The organism is Flavobacterium sinopsychrotolerans (assembly GCF_900110375.1).
Classification (GTDB): domain Bacteria; phylum Bacteroidota; class Bacteroidia; order Flavobacteriales; family Flavobacteriaceae; genus Flavobacterium; species Flavobacterium sinopsychrotolerans.
On record NZ_FODN01000010.1, the window covers coordinates 1 to 21,087 of the forward strand.

General features: G+C 33.3%; 18 protein-coding genes. 10 read left to right on the forward strand and 8 right to left on the reverse strand.

Annotation, left to right across the window (positions count from 1 at the left end; all coding sequences use genetic code 11):
- Positions 1-589: 589 nt before the first annotated feature.
- Complete coding sequence (locus BMX64_RS14675) at positions 590-1,267, reverse strand: DUF4294 domain-containing protein (RefSeq protein ID WP_091173937.1); 678 nt, start codon at positions 1,265-1,267, stop codon at positions 590-592.
- A gap of 82 nt (positions 1,268-1,349) precedes the next feature.
- Here BMX64_RS14675 and BMX64_RS14680 point away from each other — a divergent pair, with 82 nt between their 5' ends.
- Positions 1,350-2,438: a M42 family metallopeptidase gene (locus BMX64_RS14680; protein WP_091173941.1), complete on the forward strand. Its 1,089-nt coding sequence runs from the start codon at positions 1,350-1,352 to the stop codon at positions 2,436-2,438.
- A gap of 160 nt (positions 2,439-2,598) precedes the next feature.
- The gene (locus BMX64_RS14685) at positions 2,599-3,054 is read left to right on the forward strand and encodes a DUF1801 domain-containing protein (protein ID WP_091174044.1); all 456 of its coding nucleotides are present in this window, start codon (positions 2,599-2,601) and stop codon (positions 3,052-3,054) included.
- Positions 3,055-3,111: 57 nt separating this feature from the next.
- Here the strand turns inward: BMX64_RS14685 and BMX64_RS14690 are convergent, their stop codons facing one another.
- From BMX64_RS14690 to BMX64_RS14700, 3 genes are all read right to left on the reverse strand, one after another.
- A complete protein-coding gene (locus BMX64_RS14690) occupies positions 3,112-4,065 on the reverse strand; it encodes a phosphoribosylaminoimidazolesuccinocarboxamide synthase (RefSeq protein WP_091173944.1) in 954 nt (317 codons plus the stop codon).
- A 102-nt stretch (positions 4,066-4,167) separates the two neighbouring features.
- Complete coding sequence (locus BMX64_RS14695; RefSeq protein WP_091173947.1) at positions 4,168-6,516, reverse strand: S9 family peptidase; 2,349 nt, start codon at positions 6,514-6,516, stop codon at positions 4,168-4,170.
- 49 nt (positions 6,517-6,565) lie between these two features.
- A complete protein-coding gene (locus tag BMX64_RS14700) occupies positions 6,566-7,378 on the reverse strand; it encodes an HAD family hydrolase (protein WP_091174046.1) in 813 nt (270 codons plus the stop codon).
- 187 nt (positions 7,379-7,565) lie between these two features.
- Here BMX64_RS14700 and hmpA point away from each other — a divergent pair, with 187 nt between their 5' ends.
- Together hmpA and BMX64_RS14710 are read left to right on the forward strand one after the other, a co-directional pair.
- Complete coding sequence (hmpA, locus tag BMX64_RS14705; protein WP_091173951.1) at positions 7,566-8,768, forward strand: NO-inducible flavohemoprotein; 1,203 nt, start codon at positions 7,566-7,568, stop codon at positions 8,766-8,768.
- 11 nt (positions 8,769-8,779) lie between these two features.
- Complete coding sequence (locus tag BMX64_RS14710) at positions 8,780-9,199, forward strand: Rrf2 family transcriptional regulator (protein WP_091173954.1); 420 nt, start codon at positions 8,780-8,782, stop codon at positions 9,197-9,199.
- Positions 9,200-9,250: 51 nt separating this feature from the next.
- Here BMX64_RS14710 and BMX64_RS14715 read toward each other — a convergent pair whose 3' ends face one another.
- Positions 9,251-10,201: a PhoH family protein gene (locus tag BMX64_RS14715; RefSeq protein WP_091174050.1), complete on the reverse strand. Its 951-nt coding sequence runs from the start codon at positions 10,199-10,201 to the stop codon at positions 9,251-9,253.
- A 183-nt stretch (positions 10,202-10,384) separates the two neighbouring features.
- Between BMX64_RS14715 and BMX64_RS14720 the strand changes: the two genes are divergently transcribed.
- The 5 genes from BMX64_RS14720 to dnaN all read left to right on the forward strand — a co-directional run bounded on the left by BMX64_RS14720 (position 10,385) and on the right by dnaN (position 15,273).
- Positions 10,385-11,212 carry an SAM hydrolase/SAM-dependent halogenase family protein gene (locus BMX64_RS14720; protein ID WP_091173958.1) on the forward strand — a complete coding sequence of 276 codons (828 nt, stop codon included), beginning with the start codon at positions 10,385-10,387 and terminating at the stop codon, positions 11,210-11,212.
- Between the two features lie 45 nt (positions 11,213-11,257).
- The gene (locus BMX64_RS14725; protein ID WP_073354958.1) at positions 11,258-11,554 is read left to right on the forward strand and encodes a putative quinol monooxygenase; all 297 of its coding nucleotides are present in this window, start codon (positions 11,258-11,260) and stop codon (positions 11,552-11,554) included.
- An 86-nt stretch (positions 11,555-11,640) separates the two neighbouring features.
- Positions 11,641-12,366 (forward strand): gliding motility-associated ABC transporter permease subunit GldF, encoded by a 726-nt coding sequence (gene gldF / locus BMX64_RS14730; protein WP_091173961.1) that lies wholly within the window; start codon positions 11,641-11,643, stop codon positions 12,364-12,366.
- Positions 12,366-14,051, forward strand: coding sequence for a gliding motility-associated ABC transporter substrate-binding protein GldG (gldG, locus tag BMX64_RS14735; RefSeq protein WP_091173964.1), 1,686 nt, complete (start codon positions 12,366-12,368; stop codon positions 14,049-14,051). The genes gldF and gldG overlap by 1 nt, the downstream gene beginning before the upstream one ends.
- A 103-nt stretch (positions 14,052-14,154) precedes the next feature.
- Positions 14,155-15,273 carry a DNA polymerase III subunit beta gene (gene dnaN / locus BMX64_RS14740; protein ID WP_091173966.1) on the forward strand — a complete coding sequence of 373 codons (1,119 nt, stop codon included), beginning with the start codon at positions 14,155-14,157 and terminating at the stop codon, positions 15,271-15,273.
- 273 nt (positions 15,274-15,546) lie between these two features.
- Here dnaN and BMX64_RS14745 read toward each other — a convergent pair whose 3' ends face one another.
- The 3 genes from BMX64_RS14745 to BMX64_RS14755 form a co-directional block, all read right to left on the reverse strand.
- A complete protein-coding gene (locus BMX64_RS14745) occupies positions 15,547-17,319 on the reverse strand; it encodes a MutS-related protein (protein WP_091173970.1) in 1,773 nt (590 codons plus the stop codon).
- A gap of 117 nt (positions 17,320-17,436) precedes the next feature.
- Positions 17,437-18,270, reverse strand: a complete 834-nt coding sequence (locus BMX64_RS14750; protein WP_091174053.1) for a universal stress protein — start codon at positions 18,268-18,270, stop codon at positions 17,437-17,439.
- A 77-nt stretch (positions 18,271-18,347) separates the two neighbouring features.
- Positions 18,348-19,178, reverse strand: coding sequence for a universal stress protein (locus tag BMX64_RS14755; RefSeq protein ID WP_091173973.1), 831 nt, complete (start codon positions 19,176-19,178; stop codon positions 18,348-18,350).
- 177 nt (positions 19,179-19,355) lie between these two features.
- Here BMX64_RS14755 and mnmE point away from each other — a divergent pair, with 177 nt between their 5' ends.
- On the forward strand, positions 19,356-20,744 hold the full coding sequence (gene mnmE, locus BMX64_RS14760) for a tRNA uridine-5-carboxymethylaminomethyl(34) synthesis GTPase MnmE (protein WP_091173976.1): 1,389 nt from the start codon (positions 19,356-19,358) through the stop codon (positions 20,742-20,744).
- Positions 20,745-21,087 lie beyond the last annotated feature (343 nt).

Sequence of the window (21,087 nt, forward strand, 5' to 3'; positions counted from 1 at the left end):
TATTGCGTTATTCAAGCTTTTTTAAACCTTTTTTTTACCCTTTTCTTAACTTTTACTTTAACTCGCTGAAACCGTGAATTTTGAAAGTAAAAGTTTTTTACACAAAACAGCAGCCCAATTGCCGATAAACATCATTTCAATCCAAAATCGCCGATTTCAGTGCGATTGTACGGCTGTCAACTTCCCTCCTTTATTGACTAAAGCTTTAGAAATTCAATCTTTGTTCATGTTTTAGCAGCTCTTCACTAAGCTCTACTCCTTCAAAATAGCCTAACTTGCCTGTATTCAAACAAAAAAACTACTCTGGATCAATAAAATGGTTTTATGCTATACCTTATATAGTAACAAAAATCGCTTTTCCTTTCTATCCTATATATAAGGTAAGATCATATACGTCAAAACAACAAAAAACTCTGGTTTACCGAAACCCGCGTTAGGGATAGCAGCGTAAAGCCCACAGTTCCGTTGAGTCTCAAACTCAATCGGACGAGGACTTGTAGCGAATAGCCCGACTTATAAAATACCGAGAGGCGATTACCCTTTACGATAATCGCCTCTCTGTATTTTATAAGGAACGCCAAAATGAAAATTATTTTTTCAGCTTTTCAGCTCTGGACTCCCAGGAATCAGTTAGATTATCATAATCAACTGGTTTTGCCGGATTTTGATTTTGTAATCTTCCGGAATCGAATGCCCGCACTAATATCGTTTCTATCAGATAGTCTTCATTAACATCGAAAGGTGCATACTTTGTTTTCAAATTAATGTCAAACATACTTGCCGCGGTATTCGACCAAAATGCTTTCCAGCCACTTTTGAGGTTTTTTACTAATTCATAAGTTGTGGTGCCAGTTTGACGATGTATTAACTTTACCAATATTTGACCTTGTTTACGGGAAAGCTTTTTGAGCTTGGCTTCGAACTCGTCACTCAAATAACTTTCAACTATTTTAAAGTATCTTTTTTTCTCTTTATTTGTTTTAAGGTTAGCCATTCCTTTATTAAGAATGGTCAATCGCTCCGAAGCTAGTTTTGCATAAGGATAGGTTTTATAAACACGATTTTGAAGGATTAAGAATTGCTTTTTTGCTTCGGGATCCGTTTTCCCCTTATATATTAAAACTTCTGGTAATTGAATAGTATCATTAAGAATGGATTCGTCATCTTCTAACTCATACCCCATCTTTGTGGTATCCTGAGGTATTACTTGTGCATTAACAGACAGAGTGGTAAATAAATAAAACAACAAAAATTTAATTAGCTTCATATAGGAAAATTTAATTGCCAAAATTATACATTATATACACAACTGTAATGCCAAATTTATAATTTAGCAAAAAAATAATTTTATGAGCACTAAATCAATATTAAACAAGTCATCACTTGAGTTTTTAGAAAACTACCTTAATAATGCATCACCTACAGGATATGAAAGTGGCGGGCAGAAATTATGGATGGAATACTTGAAACCTTATGTTGATACTTTTATAACGGATACGTACGGTTCTGCTGTTGGAATCATAAATCCGGATGCACCTTATAAGGTCGTGATTGAAGGTCATGCTGACGAAATTTCATGGTACGTCAATTATATTACGGATGATGGATTAATTTACGTGATTAGAAATGGTGGTTCGGATCACCAAATTGCACCTTCAAAACGCGTTAATATTCATACTAAAGCAGGAATTGTAAAAGGTGTTTTTGGTTGGCCTGCTATCCACACTAGAAATAGAAGCAAAGAAGAAGTAGCTAAAGTTGATAATCTATTTATTGATATTGGTTGTGAAACCAAAGAACAGGTAGATAAAATGGGTGTTCATGTAGGTTGCGTGATTACGTATCCTGACGAATTCATGATTTTGAACGAAAACAAGTTTGTTTGTCGCGCGATTGATAACCGTATGGGTGGGTTTATGATTGCCGAAGTAGCTCGTTTGCTACACGAAAACAAAATAAAACTTCCTTTTGGATTGTACATTACCAATTCCGTTCAGGAAGAAGTTGGTCTTCGTGGTGCCGAAATGATTACCAAAACCATCAAACCAAACGTAGCTATTGTTACTGATGTTTGTCATGACTCCACTACTCCAATGATTGAAAAGAAAATTGAAGGAGATACAAAAATTGGTAAAGGTCCTGTAGTTACTTATGCGCCTGCTGTTCAGAATAATTTGAGAGAATTGATTTTAGAAACTGCTATGGCAAAAGAAATCCCGTTCCAAAGATTGGCTTCCTCACGTGTTACGGGAACTGATACCGATGCTTTTGCTTACAGTAATGGCGGTGTGGCTTCAGCTTTGATATCTTTGCCGTTGCGTTATATGCATACCACGGTTGAAATGGTGCACCGTGATGACGTTGAAAACGTGATCAAATTAATTTATGAAACCTTGTTGAAATTAGAAAACGAAGAAACATTCTCTTATTTCAAATAATTTTTAGGAGCTAATCCCGTCTCGTTCTAAAACGAGATTGCAATCTTTCCCTTTTTGGCAGCAAAAAGGAAAAGGATTTCCACTACTATCGGGGCTAAAAACCGCAGTTCAAATTATGAATTGCGGTTTTTTATTAAATTTACTCAAACAATTCATAAAAATGCAATCAACTGCCACATCAATAGAAGCGTATTTAGAAGAAATCCCAGAGGAAAGAAAAATAGCTTTTACAAAACTCCGAGAAACTATTACAGAAAATATTCCAAAAGGATTTGTTGAACAAATGTCATACGGAATGATTGGTTATGTAGTGCCACATTCTATTTATCCTGGTGGCTATCATTGCGAACCAAAACTCCCGTTACCCTTTATTAACATCGCTTCTCAAAAAAATTTCATTGCGCTTTACCACATGGGAATTTATGCTAAGCCGAAATTACTGAATTGGTTTGTTACCGAATATCCAAAACACAGCACCCTAAAATTAGACATGGGAAAAAGTTGCATCCGATTTAAGAAGATGAACCAAATGCCTTTTGACTTAATTGCTGAACTCGTCCAAAAAATGTCGGTTCAGGAATGGATTATTTGTTATGAATCAGCATTTAAAAAATAAAAAACCGCAATTCAAAATTATGAATTGCGGTTTTTATTTATTTTTATGGAAATTGTTCTATCTATTCGCTAGATATTCCAAAACATTTTTCTCGATTCTTTCATCTATATTAGTGATGTCTGCTTTTACAAATTTCTCTCCTAAGATATTTTCGTATAATTCAATATATCTTTCAGAAACGGTTTCTATGTATTCATCAGTCATATCTGGAATTTGTTGCCCTTCGAGTCCTTGAAAACCATTTTCGATTAACCAACGACGAACAAACTCTTTCGATAATTGTTTTTGTTCTTCTCCGCTGTTTTGACGTTCTTGGTATCCTTCTGCGTAAAAATAACGAGAAGAATCCGGTGTGTGAATTTCGTCAATCAAGACAATTACACCTTCTTTAGTTTTACCAAATTCATATTTGGTATCCACCAAAATCAAACCACGACTAGCAGCAATTTCAGTTCCTCTTTGAAATAAATCCCTTGTGAATTTTTCTAAAACAACATAATCTTCTTCAGAAATAATTCCTTTCGACAAAATATCCTCACGAGAAATATCAGCATCATGTTCTCCATTATCCGCTTTGGTTGTCGGTGTAATAATAGGTTCTGGGAATTTATCATTTTCTTTCAAATAGTCTGGCATTGAAACTCCGCAAATTTCTCTTTTGCCAAGAGCGTATTCACGAGCAGCATGTCCCGAAAGATAGCCACGGATTACCATTTCTACTTTGAAAGGCTCACATAAATGACCTACTGCTACGTTAGGATCAGGAGTTGCAATTAACCAGTTTGGAACAATATCCTCAGTCAATTCCATGAATTTAGTAGCAATCTGGTTTAGAATTTGACCTTTATATGGAATTCCTTTTGGCAAAACTACATCAAAAGCCGAAAGCCTGTCCGTAGCTACCATAACCAAAAGTTCATCATTGATGTTATATACTTCTCGTACTTTACCGCGGTAAACAGATTTCTGGTTTGGAAAATTAAAATCAGTAGTTGTGATGGTGTTGCTCATTATACTAGTTGTGTGTGTTTATTTTTTGTTTTGCAAATTTAAAACTATTTCATAGAGTTTCCCAAAGAACAGAACTCTTAAATTTTATTTTTATCTCTAAAATTATTTTTTAAGTAACGTATCGTTGAATAAATTTAAGATTCGGCTGTATTCGTCAACCCAAGAATAGGTTTCTTTAAAACCATGAGCTTCCACTGGGAAACTTGACAAGCTCCATTTTTTCTTCCCTAATTCTATAAAACGTTGAGACAAACGAACAATGTCTTTGTATTCTACATTATCATCTACCATACCGTGAAGCATCAATAAATCCCCTTGTAAATTATCTGCAAAATAGATTGGAGAACTTTTTTTGTAAGCATCCGGATCCGTCTCTGGGAAATTAAGAATGTTTCCGGTGTAGCCATGATTGTAATGTACCCAATCCGTAACAGAACGTAAAGCTGCTCCAGAAGCAAACTCTTTGGGAGTTGTTAACATTCCCATCAACGTGATGAAACCTCCGTAAGAACCACCATAAATCCCAACTTTTGAAGCATCAATTCCATGATTTTCGACTAGAAATTTCTTTCCGTCAATTTGATCTGTTAAATCTTTTCCACCCATAAAACGGTAAATTCCTGTTCTAAAATCTCGTCCATATCCGTCGCTGCCTCTATAATCAATATCTAAAACGGTATAACCCAAATCGACCAATAAATTATGAAACATGTATTCTCTGTGGTACGTACTCCAATAATTATGCGCGTTTTGCAAATAACCAGCTCCATGAACAAACAAGATTGCGGCTTTATTCGCATTGGCAGTTTGTGGCTTGTACAATCTGGCATTTACGGGAGTCCCATCCTGCGCTTTGAAAGTAATTACTTCCGGTTCACGCCAAGAATATCCTTTGAAACTTTCCGATGTTGAAGACGTTATCTGATTTAAGTTGGTATTCTTTTTATTAGGCGCTACATACAATTCCCAAGGTTTATTTTTATACGAATAACGAACCAATAAGGAACTTTCGTCTGGAGACAAACTCACTTCATGAGCGCCATCTTTAGTCAAAATAGGTTGTAAAACGGCATTAGAAACTTCTAATTTATAGAAATTTCTGTTTCCTGGGTGTGTCGTTGTAGTCGTTAAATAAAAAGACTTTTTATCTTTTGACAAATTCACGTTGCGCACTTCCCAATTTCCTTTGGTGAGTTGTGTTTTCTTTTTTGACTTTAAATTATACGTATACAAATGAGAATAACCGGTTTCTTCCGATTGGAAGTAAACGGTTTCATTGTCTCCCAAAAACCCAAGTGTTCCTCTTCCATAAGAGTTAGAAGGAATTCCGGGTCCGCCAATCCAAGCTTCATCATGCTGATGATCTAATTCCTGGAAAGTTCCATTTTCTAAATTTAAACTGACAATCCATCGGTCTTTGTTGTCCTGACTTCTTATTTCAGCAATTGCGTAAGAACCATTTTCATTGTAAACAGGTTCCTGAACCACAATTAGTTTATTCTTTTTTTCTGCAGTTTTTGATTTTTCATACAACTCAAAATATTTAGGAACATCCTGAATATGGCTCAAAGATGAAAAATTCATGAAATATACAGAATCTTTGGCGATGTTGTAAATCCCGAATTTGGTTGCCAACAAATTATCTACAGAAACTTTTTCCTTCGTATCTTCAACTTGATTATAGCCATCAGCTGTTATAAAAAGTTCCATTTTTTCACTTTTACGTTCTGAATCTTCTATTAATCTGAAAGTCGCAAAATTGCCTTTTGGATCCACTTTTAAGTTTCCAAAAGTGTTTTTTCCATAATAATAAGGCTTTGGAAAATCTGATTTTGTAGTTTTTGATTTTGCCAAATTCCATTTTTTCAAAGCTTCCTGATCTCTGACAAATTGAAATAATTCCTCTTGTTGGCTTTTCAAAAAAGATTCTTTATCAGTGGCTTTCTCTTCTGATTTTCCTTTACGAAAGTTAGTGATTTGAATGATAGAACCTTCATTGTTATTGAACTGAAAAAGGTTTTCATTTTGTCTGAAATACAGTATTCCTGCTACAGCACCCATTTGTAAATTAGCAATTGGACTGCTTTGTTGGTATAGTTTTTTTGAGGTTTTACTTTTTAAGGAATACGAAAACAATCTTCCTTTATCGATATAATAATACAAATCAGGATTGTCCGTTTTTTTTAAATCTAATTTTGAAAAAGCGGCTTCATTTGGCGAAGCTAATTCAGGTTTTGATAATCCATTTTTCCAAAAATAAGTACTTGTACCCAATTCATTATTTGGATTCCAATCAAAATAAACTTTCTGTCCATCTAAAGACCATCTTTCATTCTCTGGTTGCGCGCCAATGAAAGTGTTGCCTTTCATGATTTCTTCCAGTTTTAGCGTTTGACTTTGAATTATTATGGAAAACAAAATACAGATAATAAGGATTATTTTTTTGTTCATTTGGTTTTAATTTTATGGGTAAATTGGGAAGTATGGTTGGTTAAAGAAATTAATTATTCAATAATTCCTGAGTTATATATTTCGCAACTCCTTCATTATCATTAGACAAAATTACTTCTAAATGAGACAGCTTCGCTTTCAAACTGTCCGGTGCATTTTCCATAACTAAACCTTTTCCAGAGGATTTGAGCATATTTTCATCATTATAGCCATCACCAAAAGAAATAGTTTGTTCAAAAACAAAATTCTCTTTTTTCAAAATTTTGGCAATCGCAACACTTTTATCGACTGATTTGTCCATAAATTCCAAACAAATAGGAAGGCTGAAAGCATGACTAAAAGCTGCTGAATGATTTTCTAAAATTCGGTCTCTTAATTCAATTAATTTGGAATGTTTTTCGTGTGTGAAAAATAATTTTATTCCGCTGACATCATCCAAAGTATCGAAATCAACAATTTCAGGCAAGTAATTCAATTCTGTCTGAAAACTATTTAATTTTTCGTTTATTTTATTGGTTTGCCAAACATTTTCTTTGAATAAAACGGTCGTAATCTCAGGGTCAATATCTAAATTTAATATTGATTTTATGTCGTCGCTTTTTATATCGAAAGAAAATAGAAGTTCTTTTTCAGGAGAATGAATTCGGGCTCCATTTGAAGTAACTAAATAAACTGGACATCCTAAACCCTCCACTAAAGGCATTGCATCCAAGTGATGACGGCCAGTTGCTACAATTATTAAATAATTTTGATTGTGGAGTTCTTGAAAAACAGTTTTGGTGTATTGGGATATTTTGTGATCTGAATTGAGTAAAGTTCCGTCTAAATCGCTTATTACGACTTTTATTTTTTCTTGTGTCATCTTTCGTTTTTCACTATCATTTTTAACAATTCCAAATTTATTCAATTTTAGAGAGAAACGCAAAAAATTATAAAAAGTTTAGGTTAATCTTTATTGACGATATTTTAAAAAATACATTGTTGTATTTTAAATACAACAATATGTAAAATGATTGCTATATTTGTAAAAATTAAAATATAATAAAGTCATGAATGCAAGTCAAAAAGAATTAATAAAAGCAACTGTGCCAATTTTAAGAACAAATGGAAATGATTTGATCACCTATTTTTACCAAAGAATGTTATCAAATAATCCCGAGTTGAAAAATATTTTTAATATGGCAAATCAAGCTAGTGGAAAACAACAAAATGCTTTGAGTGGAGCTGTTCTAGCTTATGCTGAAAACATAGAAGATCCTACTGTTTTGATCAATACATTAAAATCGATTGGAAATAAACATGTAAGTTTAAATATTCAACCAGCGCAATATGATATTGTTGGAAACCATTTAATTGGATCGATAAAAGAAGTATTAGGTGATCTCGCAACACTAGAATTAATTGAAGCCTGGACCTGTGCTTACAATGAATTGGCTCAAATAATGATTAGTATTGAAGCTGATATGTATCAAAAAACAATTAATAAAATAGGAGGCTGGAAAGGCTGGAGAACCTTCATAATCTCCAAAATTGTAAAAGAAAGCGACGAAATTAATTCATTTTACCTTAAGCCGGAAGACAACAAAGAAATTGCCGATTTCTATCCTGGTCAATATATATCAGTGAGTGCTTTTATTCCTGAATTAGGTCATAAACAGCCTAGGCAATATAGCCTGTCCTCTTATTCTAATAGTGAATATTATAGAATTTCGGTAAAAAAAGAAATCAGTCAAAATACAACTCCTGATGGTATTGTTTCCAATGCATTACATAACAAAAAAGAAGGTGATATAATTGAAGTTAGCGCACCAGCGGGGGTATTTTTTGCAGATCCAAAAGCTAAAAATCCTTTGGTATTAGTTAGTGGCGGTGTTGGACTTACTCCTATGATGAGTATGGTAGAAACCAATAAAAATTCACTTCAAAAAAATCGAACAGTTTGGATTCACAGTTGTCGCAATGAAAATGTTCATGCGTTCAAAGATACTATCGAGGAATTAAACAACGAAAATGAGTGGTTAACCTCTTTCGTTTTTTATGAAACTTTACCCGAATCAGAAACAAACGCTATCGAAGGAAGAATTGATTTGCATCAAATAAAAGAAGAAATCCTTATTGAGGATGCAAAATATTATATTTGCGGACCGGCTATTTTTATAAAAGTTCAATATCAATCTTTGGTTGCACTTGGTGTAAATAGAGAAAATATACTTTACGAAGAATTTGGTCCCCAATTATTAAGCCTTAATTAGCAAATTTTAATATGAAATTGAATCACTTTACCGATTTTAGTATGCGCGTTTTGATGTATTTAAATCAAAAAAATGATACTCCACAAAGTTCTTTGGATGATTTAGCAAATACTTTTAAAATTTCGCGGAATCATCTCATTAAAGTGGTTCAATTCTTATCTGCAAACCAATTAATTCTCACCAAAAGAGGAAAGAATGGTGGAATAGTGATTTCTGATAAAGCAAGAGAAATTCGATTAGGCGATTTGATTCACCTGTTAGAACAAGACGATGCGCCCATCGTCAATTGTGATTCAAAACCTTGTATCTTTCAATCACACAATTGCAAACTAAAATCATTGTTCAATACCGCTTATCAAACTTTTATTGAAAGTTTAAATCAGTATACACTTTCTGATATAGAATTCAAGAATTGGAGTGCTATGTTTTAAGAATATCAAAAAAATTACAAAAGGAGGCTTTATATAAAGCCTCCTTTTGTTTTAATCATTATTCTCAATCATCTTATACGCATCAATTACTTTTTTGACTAATCTATGACGCACAATGTCTTTGTCATCCAGATAAATGATTCCAATTCCCTCGACGTCTTTCAAAACTAATAATGCTTCTTTGAGTCCGGAAATGGTTCTTCGTGGTAAATCGACCTGACCTGGATCTCCAGTAATCATGAATTTAGCACTTTTTCCCATACGGGTAAGAAACATTTTCATTTGGGAATGTGTAGTGTTCTGTGCTTCATCCAATATTACAAAAGCATTATCCAGCGTTCTTCCACGCATGAATGCCAAAGGGGCTATCTGGATGACTCCTTTTAGAATATAATCTTCCAGTTTTTCATTGGGCAACATATCGCGCAACGCATCATACAAAGGTTGCATGTACGGATCCAATTTTTCCTTCATATCACCTGGCAGAAAACCAAGGTTCTCCCCTGCTTCTACCGCTGGTCTGGTTAATATAATACGTTTAACTTGTTTTTCTTTAAGTGCTTTAATGGCCATAGCGACTCCAGTGTAGGTCTTTCCGGTTCCGGCAGGTCCAACGGCAAAAACCATATCATTTTTTTCCATGGTATCCACCAACAATTGCTGATTGGGAGTCATTGGTTTGATGATTTTTCCGCCTACTCCATGCACTAATATTTTATCCTGTCCTTGAAATTTTCTATCTTCCTGAACATCACCAAGAATAACACGCTCGATTACATTATTGTCAATGTTATTGTATCTTGAAAAGTGCACCATCAATCGTTGAAAACGTTTTTCGAACTCGTCTAAAACCTCTTTTTCTCCAAAAGCTTTTAAAGTTGTTCCCCGAGCGACAATCTTTAATTTTGGGTAGTATTTTTTAATTGTTTCAAGATGAGTGTCTTGAGCGCCCCAAAAGTCTTTTGGAGCGATGTCTATGAGCTCGATTATTCTTTCGTTCAAATGAGGTAGTTTTAAATTAGAATTAATTTTTTTATAAATCAATTAGCTGTCGGGTATATTTCTTGTTTTTAAATAGAAATTGTTTTTTGTTTTTCGTTTTTTGAGTTTACTATTATTAGCTTTGCACTTCTCAAATTTAATAAAATTAGGTTTACATAACACCAAATAGTTATAAACAAATTTATGTCAATAATTACCCTAACTACCGATTACGGCTTGAAAGATCACTTTGTAGGTGCGCTGAAAGGGAAAATATTGTCTGAGTATTCCGAGGCTGTAATTATTGATATTTCACATGATATCGATCCATTCAACACGGTAGAAGCAAGTTACATTATTGGAGCATCCTACGCGAGCTTTCCAAAAGGCACCGTTCATCTTGTAGGAGTGGATATGGAATCGAATAAAGAAAATCAGCATATTGTAATGCAATGGAACAATCATTATTTTATTGCTGCTGATAATGGCATTTTAAGCATGCTTTCGCAAAAAATTGTTCCGCAAAAAATTGTTGCAATTAATATTCACGATCGTTTACCAAGCGAAGCTACTGATCTGGATGTATTTGTAAAAGTAGCCTGCCATTTAGCCAAAGGTGGTTTAATGAACGTCATTGGTAAAGAAATTAATACGATTAAGCAAGTTACAAATCTGCAAGCCACTATTTCAGATGATGGGAATTCATTAAAAGGTCATGTGATTTACATTGATCATTTTGGGAATGTAATTACCAATATTTCTAAAAGATATTTTATCGAAGTTGCCAAAGGAAGACCTTATGAAATTGTTTTGAAAACCAAAAATATCAAAACAATTTTACCAAACTATTCCGCAATTGCGAGTTCTGAAAAATATCCGATTAAATCGTATGAAGGCGAAAAATTAGCCATTTTCAACGAAGCCGGTTTTCTTGAAATTGCCATTTTTAGAAGCAATCCATCCAAAGTAGGTTCAGCGAATAGCTTACTTGGATTGAATTATAGAGATATAATAAATATAGTGTTCAGGTAGCAGTGTTAAGGAATCATAAATCGTTAATCTAAAATCATAAATCTAATGTTTGTACGAATAGTAAAATTGAGTTTTCACGAGGAACATATTCCTGCATTTTTAGAAAACTTTGAGTTAATGAAAGATAAAATACGAAATGCGCCCGGAAATCGTTTCTTAGAATTGTATCAGGATAAAAACAATAAAAGTATTTTCTTTACCTACAGCTATTGGGAAACCGAAGCTGATTTAGAAAATTACAGAAATTCCGAACTTTTTTACGATGTTTGGACATTCACCAAGAAATTATTCAATGACAAACCGGAAGCGTGGAGCGTGGATAAGCTCGTTACTTTAGAATAAAAAATAGTTTAAAGTTTAAGGTTTAAAGTTGTTGCATTGGGAACTTTAAACCTTAAACATTTCAAACTTTAAACAAAAAATAAAACATGAAATCAATAGTTTTACGAGAGATAAAATCCTTTTTCGGTTCGCCCATAGGTTACTTAGTAATTGCCATTTTTCTAATTATTAACGGATTGTTTCTTTGGGTTTTCGAGGGAGAGTATAATATTCTGAATACCGGTTTTTCTGATTTGACGCCGTTTTTCACCTTGGCACCCTGGATTTTGATATTCTTGATTCCTGCTGTAACCATGCGCAGTTTTTCGGATGAAAAAAAACAAGGAACATTAGAATTATTGCTGACGAAACCATTAAGCATTTGGCAAATTGTAAATGGAAAATTTCTTGGCGCTTTGCTTTTGATTGTAATGGCGATAATTCCAACATTTATTTATGTAGCCGTAATTTCTAGTTTAGGAATGCCGGAAGGCAATATCGATATGGGAAGCACAATTGGTTCTTATTTTGGATTATTGTTCCTGATTGCAGCGTATTCTGCTATCGGAATATTTACTTCAACGCTATCTGATAACCAAATTGTCGCTTTTATTGTTGCGGTATTTTTATGTTTCTTCTTCTATTTTGGATTTGAAGGATTAGCTTCTGTAATTCCAAATATATCTTCTATAATCGCATCATTAGGAATGCAAGATCATTTCAAAAGCATGAGCCGAGGCGTATTAGACACAAGAGATATTCTTTATTTTACCAGCATAACCGTTGTCTTTCTTTCATTTACTGTTTATAATCTAAAATCTTTCAAATCGTAATGACTACTTCTAAGAAAAATAACCTAAAATCAGTATTGATTATCCTTGCAATTGTAGTGCTTGCGAATGTAATAGGAAGTTCCTTTTTTCATCGTTTTGATTTAACAAAAGATAAAAGATACACGCTTTCCCAGACCTCTTTGAACATAATTAAGCAAGTTCAAAATCCGTTGTCCATTAAAGTTTATATGCAAGGCGATTTACCGGCTGAGTTCAAACGTTTACAACAAGAAACGAAGCAATTACTGGAAGAATTTCAGGCGTACAACAAAAATATCATTTTTGAATTCGTAGATCCTTTGGAAAACGAAGACGCCAGCATGGACAATATTAAAGAGTTATATCGAAAAGGGCTTACGCCAATAAACATAACCGTTGACGATAAAGGAAAGCAATCCCAAGCAATGGTTTTTCCTTGGGCGATTGCCGTCTATGACAATAAGGAAGTTAATATTCCATTGTTGAAAAATATTATGGGCGCGTCAACTACCCAAAAAGTGATAGGATCTGTTCAGCATTTAGAATACTCCATTGCCGAAGGTTTGAATAAGATTACCAAAGCCAAACAAAAGAAAATCGCTGTCATTAAAGGAAACGGTGAATTGCAGGATATTTTGATGGCTAAATTTCTTTTGCAAGTGCGTGAAAGCTACCATATCGGACCTTTTACTTTAGATTCTGTTGCAAAAAATCCTGTTGGAAGTTTAGAAGCTTTAGAAAAATATGACTTGGCAGTTATCGCTAAACCTACTGAAACCTTTACCGATGCGGAGAAACAAGTTTTGGATCAATTTATCATCAACGGCGGAAAAACATTGTGGTTGATTGACCAAGTTACGGCAGAAATGGATAGTTTATACGATTCTTCTGGAGCCACTTTGGCCTATCCGAAAGATCTGAATTTGAATGATATGTTCTTTAAATATGGCATCCGAATCAATCCTGATTTAGTAAAAGACGAACAAGGAAGTCCTATAAAACTAGCAACAGGAGAGCAAGGAAGTGCGACACAATTTCAGGAATTCAACTGGAAGTTTGCGCCACAAGTGTATCCAAATAGCTTGCATCCGATTGTGAAAAATTTAGGTGGAATCAAATTTGATTTTGCAAATCCTATCGATACCTTGAAAAGCGGAATTAAGAAAACCATTTTGTTGCAATCGTCACAATATTCGAAAAAAATAGGAACTCCAACAGAGATAAATTTAAACATTGTTGCCGAAGAAACTTCACCAAACGATTACCTGAATAAAGGAAAGATTCCGCTTTCGGTTTTATTGGAAGGTTCATTTCATTCTATGTTTGAAAATCGCGTATTACCATTTGAACAAAAAACATTTCAAGCCACAGGAAAAAAGAACAAGATGATTGTGATTTCGGATGGGGATTTGATAAAAAACCAATTGGATAAAAACTTTCAACCGGTAGAATTGGGTTATGACCAAAGGTCTGGAAATTTGTATGATAATAAAGATTTCCTGATAAATTGCGTCAATTATCTATTGGATGATACCGGACTTATTAACATTCGAAGTAAAGATCTTGATTTACCGTTATTGGATAAAGAAAAAGTTTATGAAAACTATACGCGAACACAAATCCTAACTATCGGGCTTCCAATTCTTATTTTGGTACTTTTTGGTGTCGTATTTACTTTCCTTCGAAAAAGAAAATACAGCAAATAGATGTTAATAAAAAAGTTTCCAAACTAGAATAGTTTACGATATATTTGTAAAATGTATCGTATTTCGGATTTAAAGAAATACCTTAAAAAATAAAACAAAACAGATGAAATTTATAGTATCGAGTTCGTACTTATTGAAGCAATTACAAGTTTTAGGTAACGTTATCAACAGCAGTAACACTTTGCCTATTTTAGATAACTTTTTATTTGATTTAGACCATAATGTGCTAACGGTTTCTGCTTCTGATTTAGAGACAACCATGTCTGCTACGTTAGGAATTGATTCAGAAAGTAAAGGAAGCGTTGCTGTCCCTGCAAAATTGCTTTTGGAAATCCTTAAAACATTTCCGGAACAGCCCTTAACTTTTACGGTTGAAGAAAACAGTACGATTGAAATCAGTTCTAATTCCGGAAAATATGCTTTAGCTTATGCTCCAGGAGACGAATTTCCAAAATCGGTTAACTTAGACGATCCATCTGTAACGCTTGTTCCTGCTGATGTTTTGGCAACAGCCATAAGCAAAACAATATTTGCTGCCGGAAATGATGATTTACGTCCGGTAATGTCGGGTGTATTCTTCCAGTTTTCGCCACAAGGATTGACTTTTGTAGCAACTGATGCTCATAAATTAGTAAAATATGCACGTACTGATGTAACAGCTTCTCAAGTCGCTGATTTTATTATGCCAAAGAAACCTTTGAACATCTTAAAAAATATTCTTGGGACTTCGGATGCTGAAGTAAAAATTGAATACAACGATTCGAATGCTACTTTTTCTTTTGACAATTATCTTTTAATGTGTCGTTTAATTGATGGAAAATATCCAAATTACGAAGCGGTAATTCCAAAAGAAAATCCAAATAAATTAATGATTGACCGTTCACAATTTTTGAGTTCTGTTCGTCGTGTTGCTATCTTTTCTAATAAAACTACACACCAGATTCGTTTGAAAATCGCTGGTGCTGAATTGAATGTTTCTGCTGAAGATATTGACTATTCTAACAAAGCCGAAGAAAGATTGACTTGTGATTATCAAGGTGATGATATGCAAATAGGGTATAATTCTCGTTTCTTGACTGAAATGTTGACTAACTTGCAATCGGATATGATTATGCTTGAAATGTCATTACCAAACAGAGCCGGAATCCTTACTCCTGTTGATGGATTAGAAGAAGGGGAAACTGTTACTATGCTTGTAATGCCAGTAATGCTGAACAGTTAACATTAAATTTCGAAATTGTTATATTTTGATTTTTAAAATTGAAATATAATACTTACCATTGCATAACAAATACGCTATTAACCAAACCATTTTTATATTTAAAAAACCGTCTCGTTTAATTACGAGACGGTTTTTTGCTTTTATTCATTTCTCTTTTTGTCATTCCGACGAAGGATGAATCTCATAGTATTTCCCGTTTCGATAATTATTATTGCTCATGTTGGTGGGTTTGCTTGGTTCCTCGCAAAGACAAACTGAACACTGAATACTAATTTAAATCACTCCCATTTTTTTCATCAGGAACGTAGCACTTCTGTTTTTACAAATTCCGTCATGCAGTTTGTAATCAAAATGAAGTTCATTACTGATAATCTCAACTTCAAAACATTTGTTGGTTAATACATTTGGATAATCATTGGTAGTCAAGCAAACTTCAATGTCGTGCGTAGCAATAGCTCCAACTGCTTTTTTACCAATCACTTTTTTTACGACTTCGATTGTTCCATTTCGTTTATCATCTGAATTGGTTCCGCGTAATATTTCGTCTAATAAAACAAATGCTGGTCTGTTTTCCAGTTCGTCCATAATTTGCTTTAAGCGCTTTATTTCGGCAAAGAAATATGATTCGCTATCAGACAACGAATCCGATAATCGCATGGAAACTAAAACTGTTAACGGATGCACATTAGCCTGACTGGCACAAACTGGCGAACCCATTCCTGATAAAACCATGTTGATTCCTAAACTTCTTAAAAAAGTACTTTTACCGGACATATTAGAACCCGTTAAAATCATAAATGATTCGGGATGAAAACGCACATTATTTCCTATTCTTGTCTTTTCATTTAATAAAGGATGACTTAAATCCGTGAAATCTATTTCAAAATTGGTGTTTAATGTTGGATATACAAACTCGGGATTGTTATACGAAAAATTGGCTAAACTGTTCAACATTTCGAATTCACCTATAACTTCCAGCCAATTTTCTAATGCTTCAGTATGATCTTCTTTCCATTGAATTAATGATTTTAAAACGTGTAAATTAAACAGAAAAGTTCCATTGAAAACGATAGCCGTTACGAAATTACTGATGCTATCCATATTCGAAAACAAACCTGCTAATTGTTTTAAATGAACGCTGGCATTTTCTTTTTTGAACATTAATTTTTGCTGTAAATCAATTAATTTTTGTGATTGAAAAGATTCGTTTTCAATTTTTTGCAAAAGCAAACTATATTGATGAATAGTTTTATCAATGTTTGTCGAATTAGCGACTTCAGCTTGGATCCGCTTCATAAAACGTCCCAAAATCATTAAATTAATAACAAACAAATACGACAAAACAGAAGCAAAAAAGGTATTAGAAGTCACTAAATAAACAATCAGAACTCCCAAAAAAAGGAGTGGCGAAAAATAGGAAATAAAAATACTTATTTTAGATAAAGGCGTACTATTGAATGTACTCCACTTAAGTAGCGTCTCATAATTTGATTGATTGTCGTTGCTTACTTTGGCGAAAGCCAAAAATTCCTGACGCCAATCTAATTTTTCGGATAATTCTTTTACCGCTTGATGATTTCTGGTAATTTCATCATTTGGCAAAAGTGTTAACAATTGGTTTGCGAATATTTTTTTTCCAATAAAAGTAGCGGTTCTATTCAAGTTTTGGAACAAAGAATGTTCTCCAAAAATATCTAAATCATACGCATAAGGATGGTGAAAATCATTGAATTCCTGTCCATTTTCGAAAGGAATTTTATTTCTTTCCAAATAGGATATTTCATTTTCATTAATATCGAATAAGGCTTGATTGACTTGTTTTTCGAAAACTAATTTAGAATGAATTCGCATCAATACAACGAATAGTCCAAAAAGAAAAATGGCGGTAGCTATGAGAATAACTTCGCTATTTTTGATGTAATAATAAATAGAAACCAAAAAAAGTACAATAGTAAAAAGTCTTAAAATACTTATACTATTGTACTTTTTATTGATTGCAGTTAATGCCGTTGAAAAGTGAATCTTTTTTGCTTTGTATATTTCCATAATTCAATTTGATGAATTGCAAATATAACGAAATAGATTACTTTGAAGTCTAAATTAAAAGGCAATGGCGATGCCAAACTATATAGAATTCAAGATTTCTATTGAATTAAAACTGAATCAATCAATATGAATCGCTAAAATTGGAATTTCAAAATTAGTGGCAATTTTTTTAGTCAAACTAGGTTTAAAAATTCCTTCAAAAAAACCTCTTTTATAGGTGAGCATTGTCAGGACATCAATTTCTTTGTACATTATAAAATCTAGAATTGTCTCTTTGACTTCATCACTATTAATCACAAAAAACTCAACGGGTTCATTTATAAATTCGTCTTCCCATTTAGCGACTGTATCTTTTGAAACATCAGAATTACTCGTTTTTACATACAAACATTTGACTTTTGCTTTTGTTTTTTTGGCAATATCCAATACCATTTTCAACGCTTTTTTGTCTTTTGTTCTAAAACGAGTCGTGAATCCTATGATTTCAATTTTCTTGAATTTTGCTTCAGCGGGTACGCACAACATTGGCACTTCAATTCCAGAAATTACTGATCCGGTATTTGTTCCTACGAAAAAAGCATCCCAACCTGTGGCGCCGGATGTTCCCATGATTACAAAATCAATTTTATCCTCTTTGATCGATTTTTTAATATTATGGAGCAAATCCCCATCCATGAGCCTATGAGACATTTTTATTTTATCAAGATGTCGCTCTTCGGCTATGGCTCGCAATTTTGGGAGTTCATCCTTAAACATATCAAATTGAGCTAACTCCAATGAATCATAAATGACGGCATAATTTTCAGGAAAAAACTGATTGTCATATATTGGCAATTCAAAGGTGTGCAATAAAACGAGTTCACCTTGAACTATTTTTGCAAATTCTAAAGCATGCACAAACGCATTAGTAGCCACTTCAGAAAAATCGGTTGGAAATAGAATTTTTTTCATTTTCTCTTTTATTAAAATGGTTGATTTAGTAAAATAAATTATTGACTCCATTTTCAGGTATTCAAATCAGAATAATTTTATTCATGAATAGCAAGAATCGGTACATTAATGTGAAACGCTAATTTTTTTGAAAGACTGATTTCGAATAACTTTTCAAAGAAATTTCTATGATGTACGTGCATTGCAACCAAATTAATTTTATGTAAATCAATAAAATTTAAGATAATACCTTCAACGTCATCACCTTTAATTGAATGAAAAATGATATCTTTATTTTTGATAATTTCATTCCAATTATTTATATAATCATTTTTAACTTCATGATGAACTGGTTCCACACGCAAACAATCAATATGTGCTTGAAATATTTTGGCAAAATCCATCACTTTTAGGAATGATGCAGTATCTTCTGGTTTATATTCTGTAATGAAAAGTATTTTTTCAATGGGATGATATTTACAATGTTCCGGAATTGCTAAAACTACTGCTTTGACATCGTTCATCACTTTTGTTGCCACCGTACCTAAAAAAGTTTCTTTTAAACCAGTAGCACCTTTAGTTCCCATCACCACAAAATCAATATCCTCCTCATTGATTATTTTTTGGATTTCAAGAATTAAATTACCCAATATTAAAACATGACTTATCTTAATATGATCCAAATTATTCGCTTCGGCAATACTTCTTAAAATAGGAACTTCATCTTTATAATTCTCAAAATTACTAAGTTCCGTTACATCATAAATTTCATGTAAATACTCCGAAACATTAATATAATTGGCTTGTGGCAATTGGTAAACATGCATTGTAACTATTTCAGCATTAATCGATTCTGCTAATTTTAATGCATAAATAAACGCATTTTTGGACACTTCTGAAAAGTCGGTAGGAAATAGAATTTTTTTCATAACATAGTTAATTTATTGCAAATCAATTATTTATATAAATTTACAAAACAAAAAACAAAATAATATGATAATTATCACTTTGGCTAATTTTTAACAAAAAATAAAGTTAATGGTTTAATAAGCGAGTCTTGAAGCCATGTCTATTTTGCTTACTTTTGCATCAAATTGAATTTAAATATGATACCTCAAGATTCCATAGTGGCACTAGCAACTCCTTCGGGAGCTGGTGCTATAGCCGTAATTCGGATTTCCGGCAAAGATGCCATTACTATTGGAAATTCTGTTTTTAAATCCATCAAAAACAAAGAATTAACAACCCAGAAAACGCATACATTACATTTGGGACATATTATGGATGATTCCAAAACTTTGGATGAAGTGCTGGTTTCCATTTTTAAAGGACCAAATTCCTATACCGGCGAAAACACTATTGAAATTTCGTGTCACGGTTCTACTTATATACAACAGCAAATCATTCAGTTATTGCTTCGAAAAGGCTGTCGAATGGCTGATCCTGGCGAATTTACATTGAGAGCATTTTTAAACGGAAAACTGGATTTGTCACAAGCAGAAGCTGTTGCCGATTTAATTTCATCAGATAATGAAGCTTCACACCAAATTGCAATGCAACAAATGCGTGGTGGTTTTTCTAATGAAATAGCTAAGCTAAGAGAAGAACTGTTGAATTTTGCCTCTTTGATTGAACTCGAATTAGATTTTGCCGAAGAAGATGTAGAATTTGCCGATAGAACCCAATTTCACGAATTACTGAACCGAATCGAATTTGTCCTAAAACGATTGATTGATTCTTTTGCAGTAGGAAATGTGATTAAAAACGGAATTCCTGTGGCTATTGTGGGAGAACCCAATGTAGGTAAATCGACGCTTTTGAATGCTTTATTGAATGAAGAGCGTGCCATTGTTTCAGAAATTGCCGGAACGACACGTGATACCATTGAAGATGAATTAGTGATTGGTGGAATCGGTTTTAGATTCATAGATACCGCCGGAATTCGTGAAACGGAAGATGTGGTGGAAAGCATCGGGATTCGTAAGACTTTTGAAAAAATTGAACAAGCGCAGGTTGTCGTTTTTCTGTTTGACAGTTCCGAGTTTAAAGTTTCAGGTTTAAAGTTAAAAGTAGAACTGGAAAAAATTAAAAACCAATTTCCGTTGAAACCGCTTGTAATCATTGGTAACAAAGCCGACAAACTAGAAGAAAAAGAAATTGTAAATCTAAAAGCTGAAATTCCAAAAATCTTGCTTATTTCTGCAAAAGAAAAACAAGGTGTTGAGGAGTTAAAGAATCAATTACTTTCATTTGTCAATACCGGAGCATTACGAAACAATGAAACAATCGTAACTAATACAAGACATTACGATTCTTTACTAAAAGCTTTGGATGAAATACAAAAAGTAAAATTTGGTCTTGAAACGAACTTGTCCTCCGATTTGATGGCATTAGATATTAAGGAAGCTTTGTATCAATTTGGAATGATTACGGGACAGGTTACTAATGACGAATTGTTGGGGAATATTTTTACTAATTTCTGCATCGGGAAGTAGTAGAACAAAGTATCACAAAACAACAATAAATAAGCGAGTTAAAGTATTGATAAACAATATTCTAACTCGTTTTTATTTATATTATCTTTTTGATATTGTGTGTTATTTTGATTCCATTTGTCTCTCATTTATACCTCAAAATCTGAGGTGCAAAGACTATTTTTTTTGGCCAATTTATGGCACACATAGTCACAGTGGGACACCTAAAGTCACATTTCTATGAGTTCAAACATTAAAATTACGCGCATCTGTGAGTTCTACAAAAACGAATTTACCGCATGTAGAACAACAACGCGTCATTGCTCCTTGGGATGCAATAGCAAAGGTTACAAATCGATTGTAA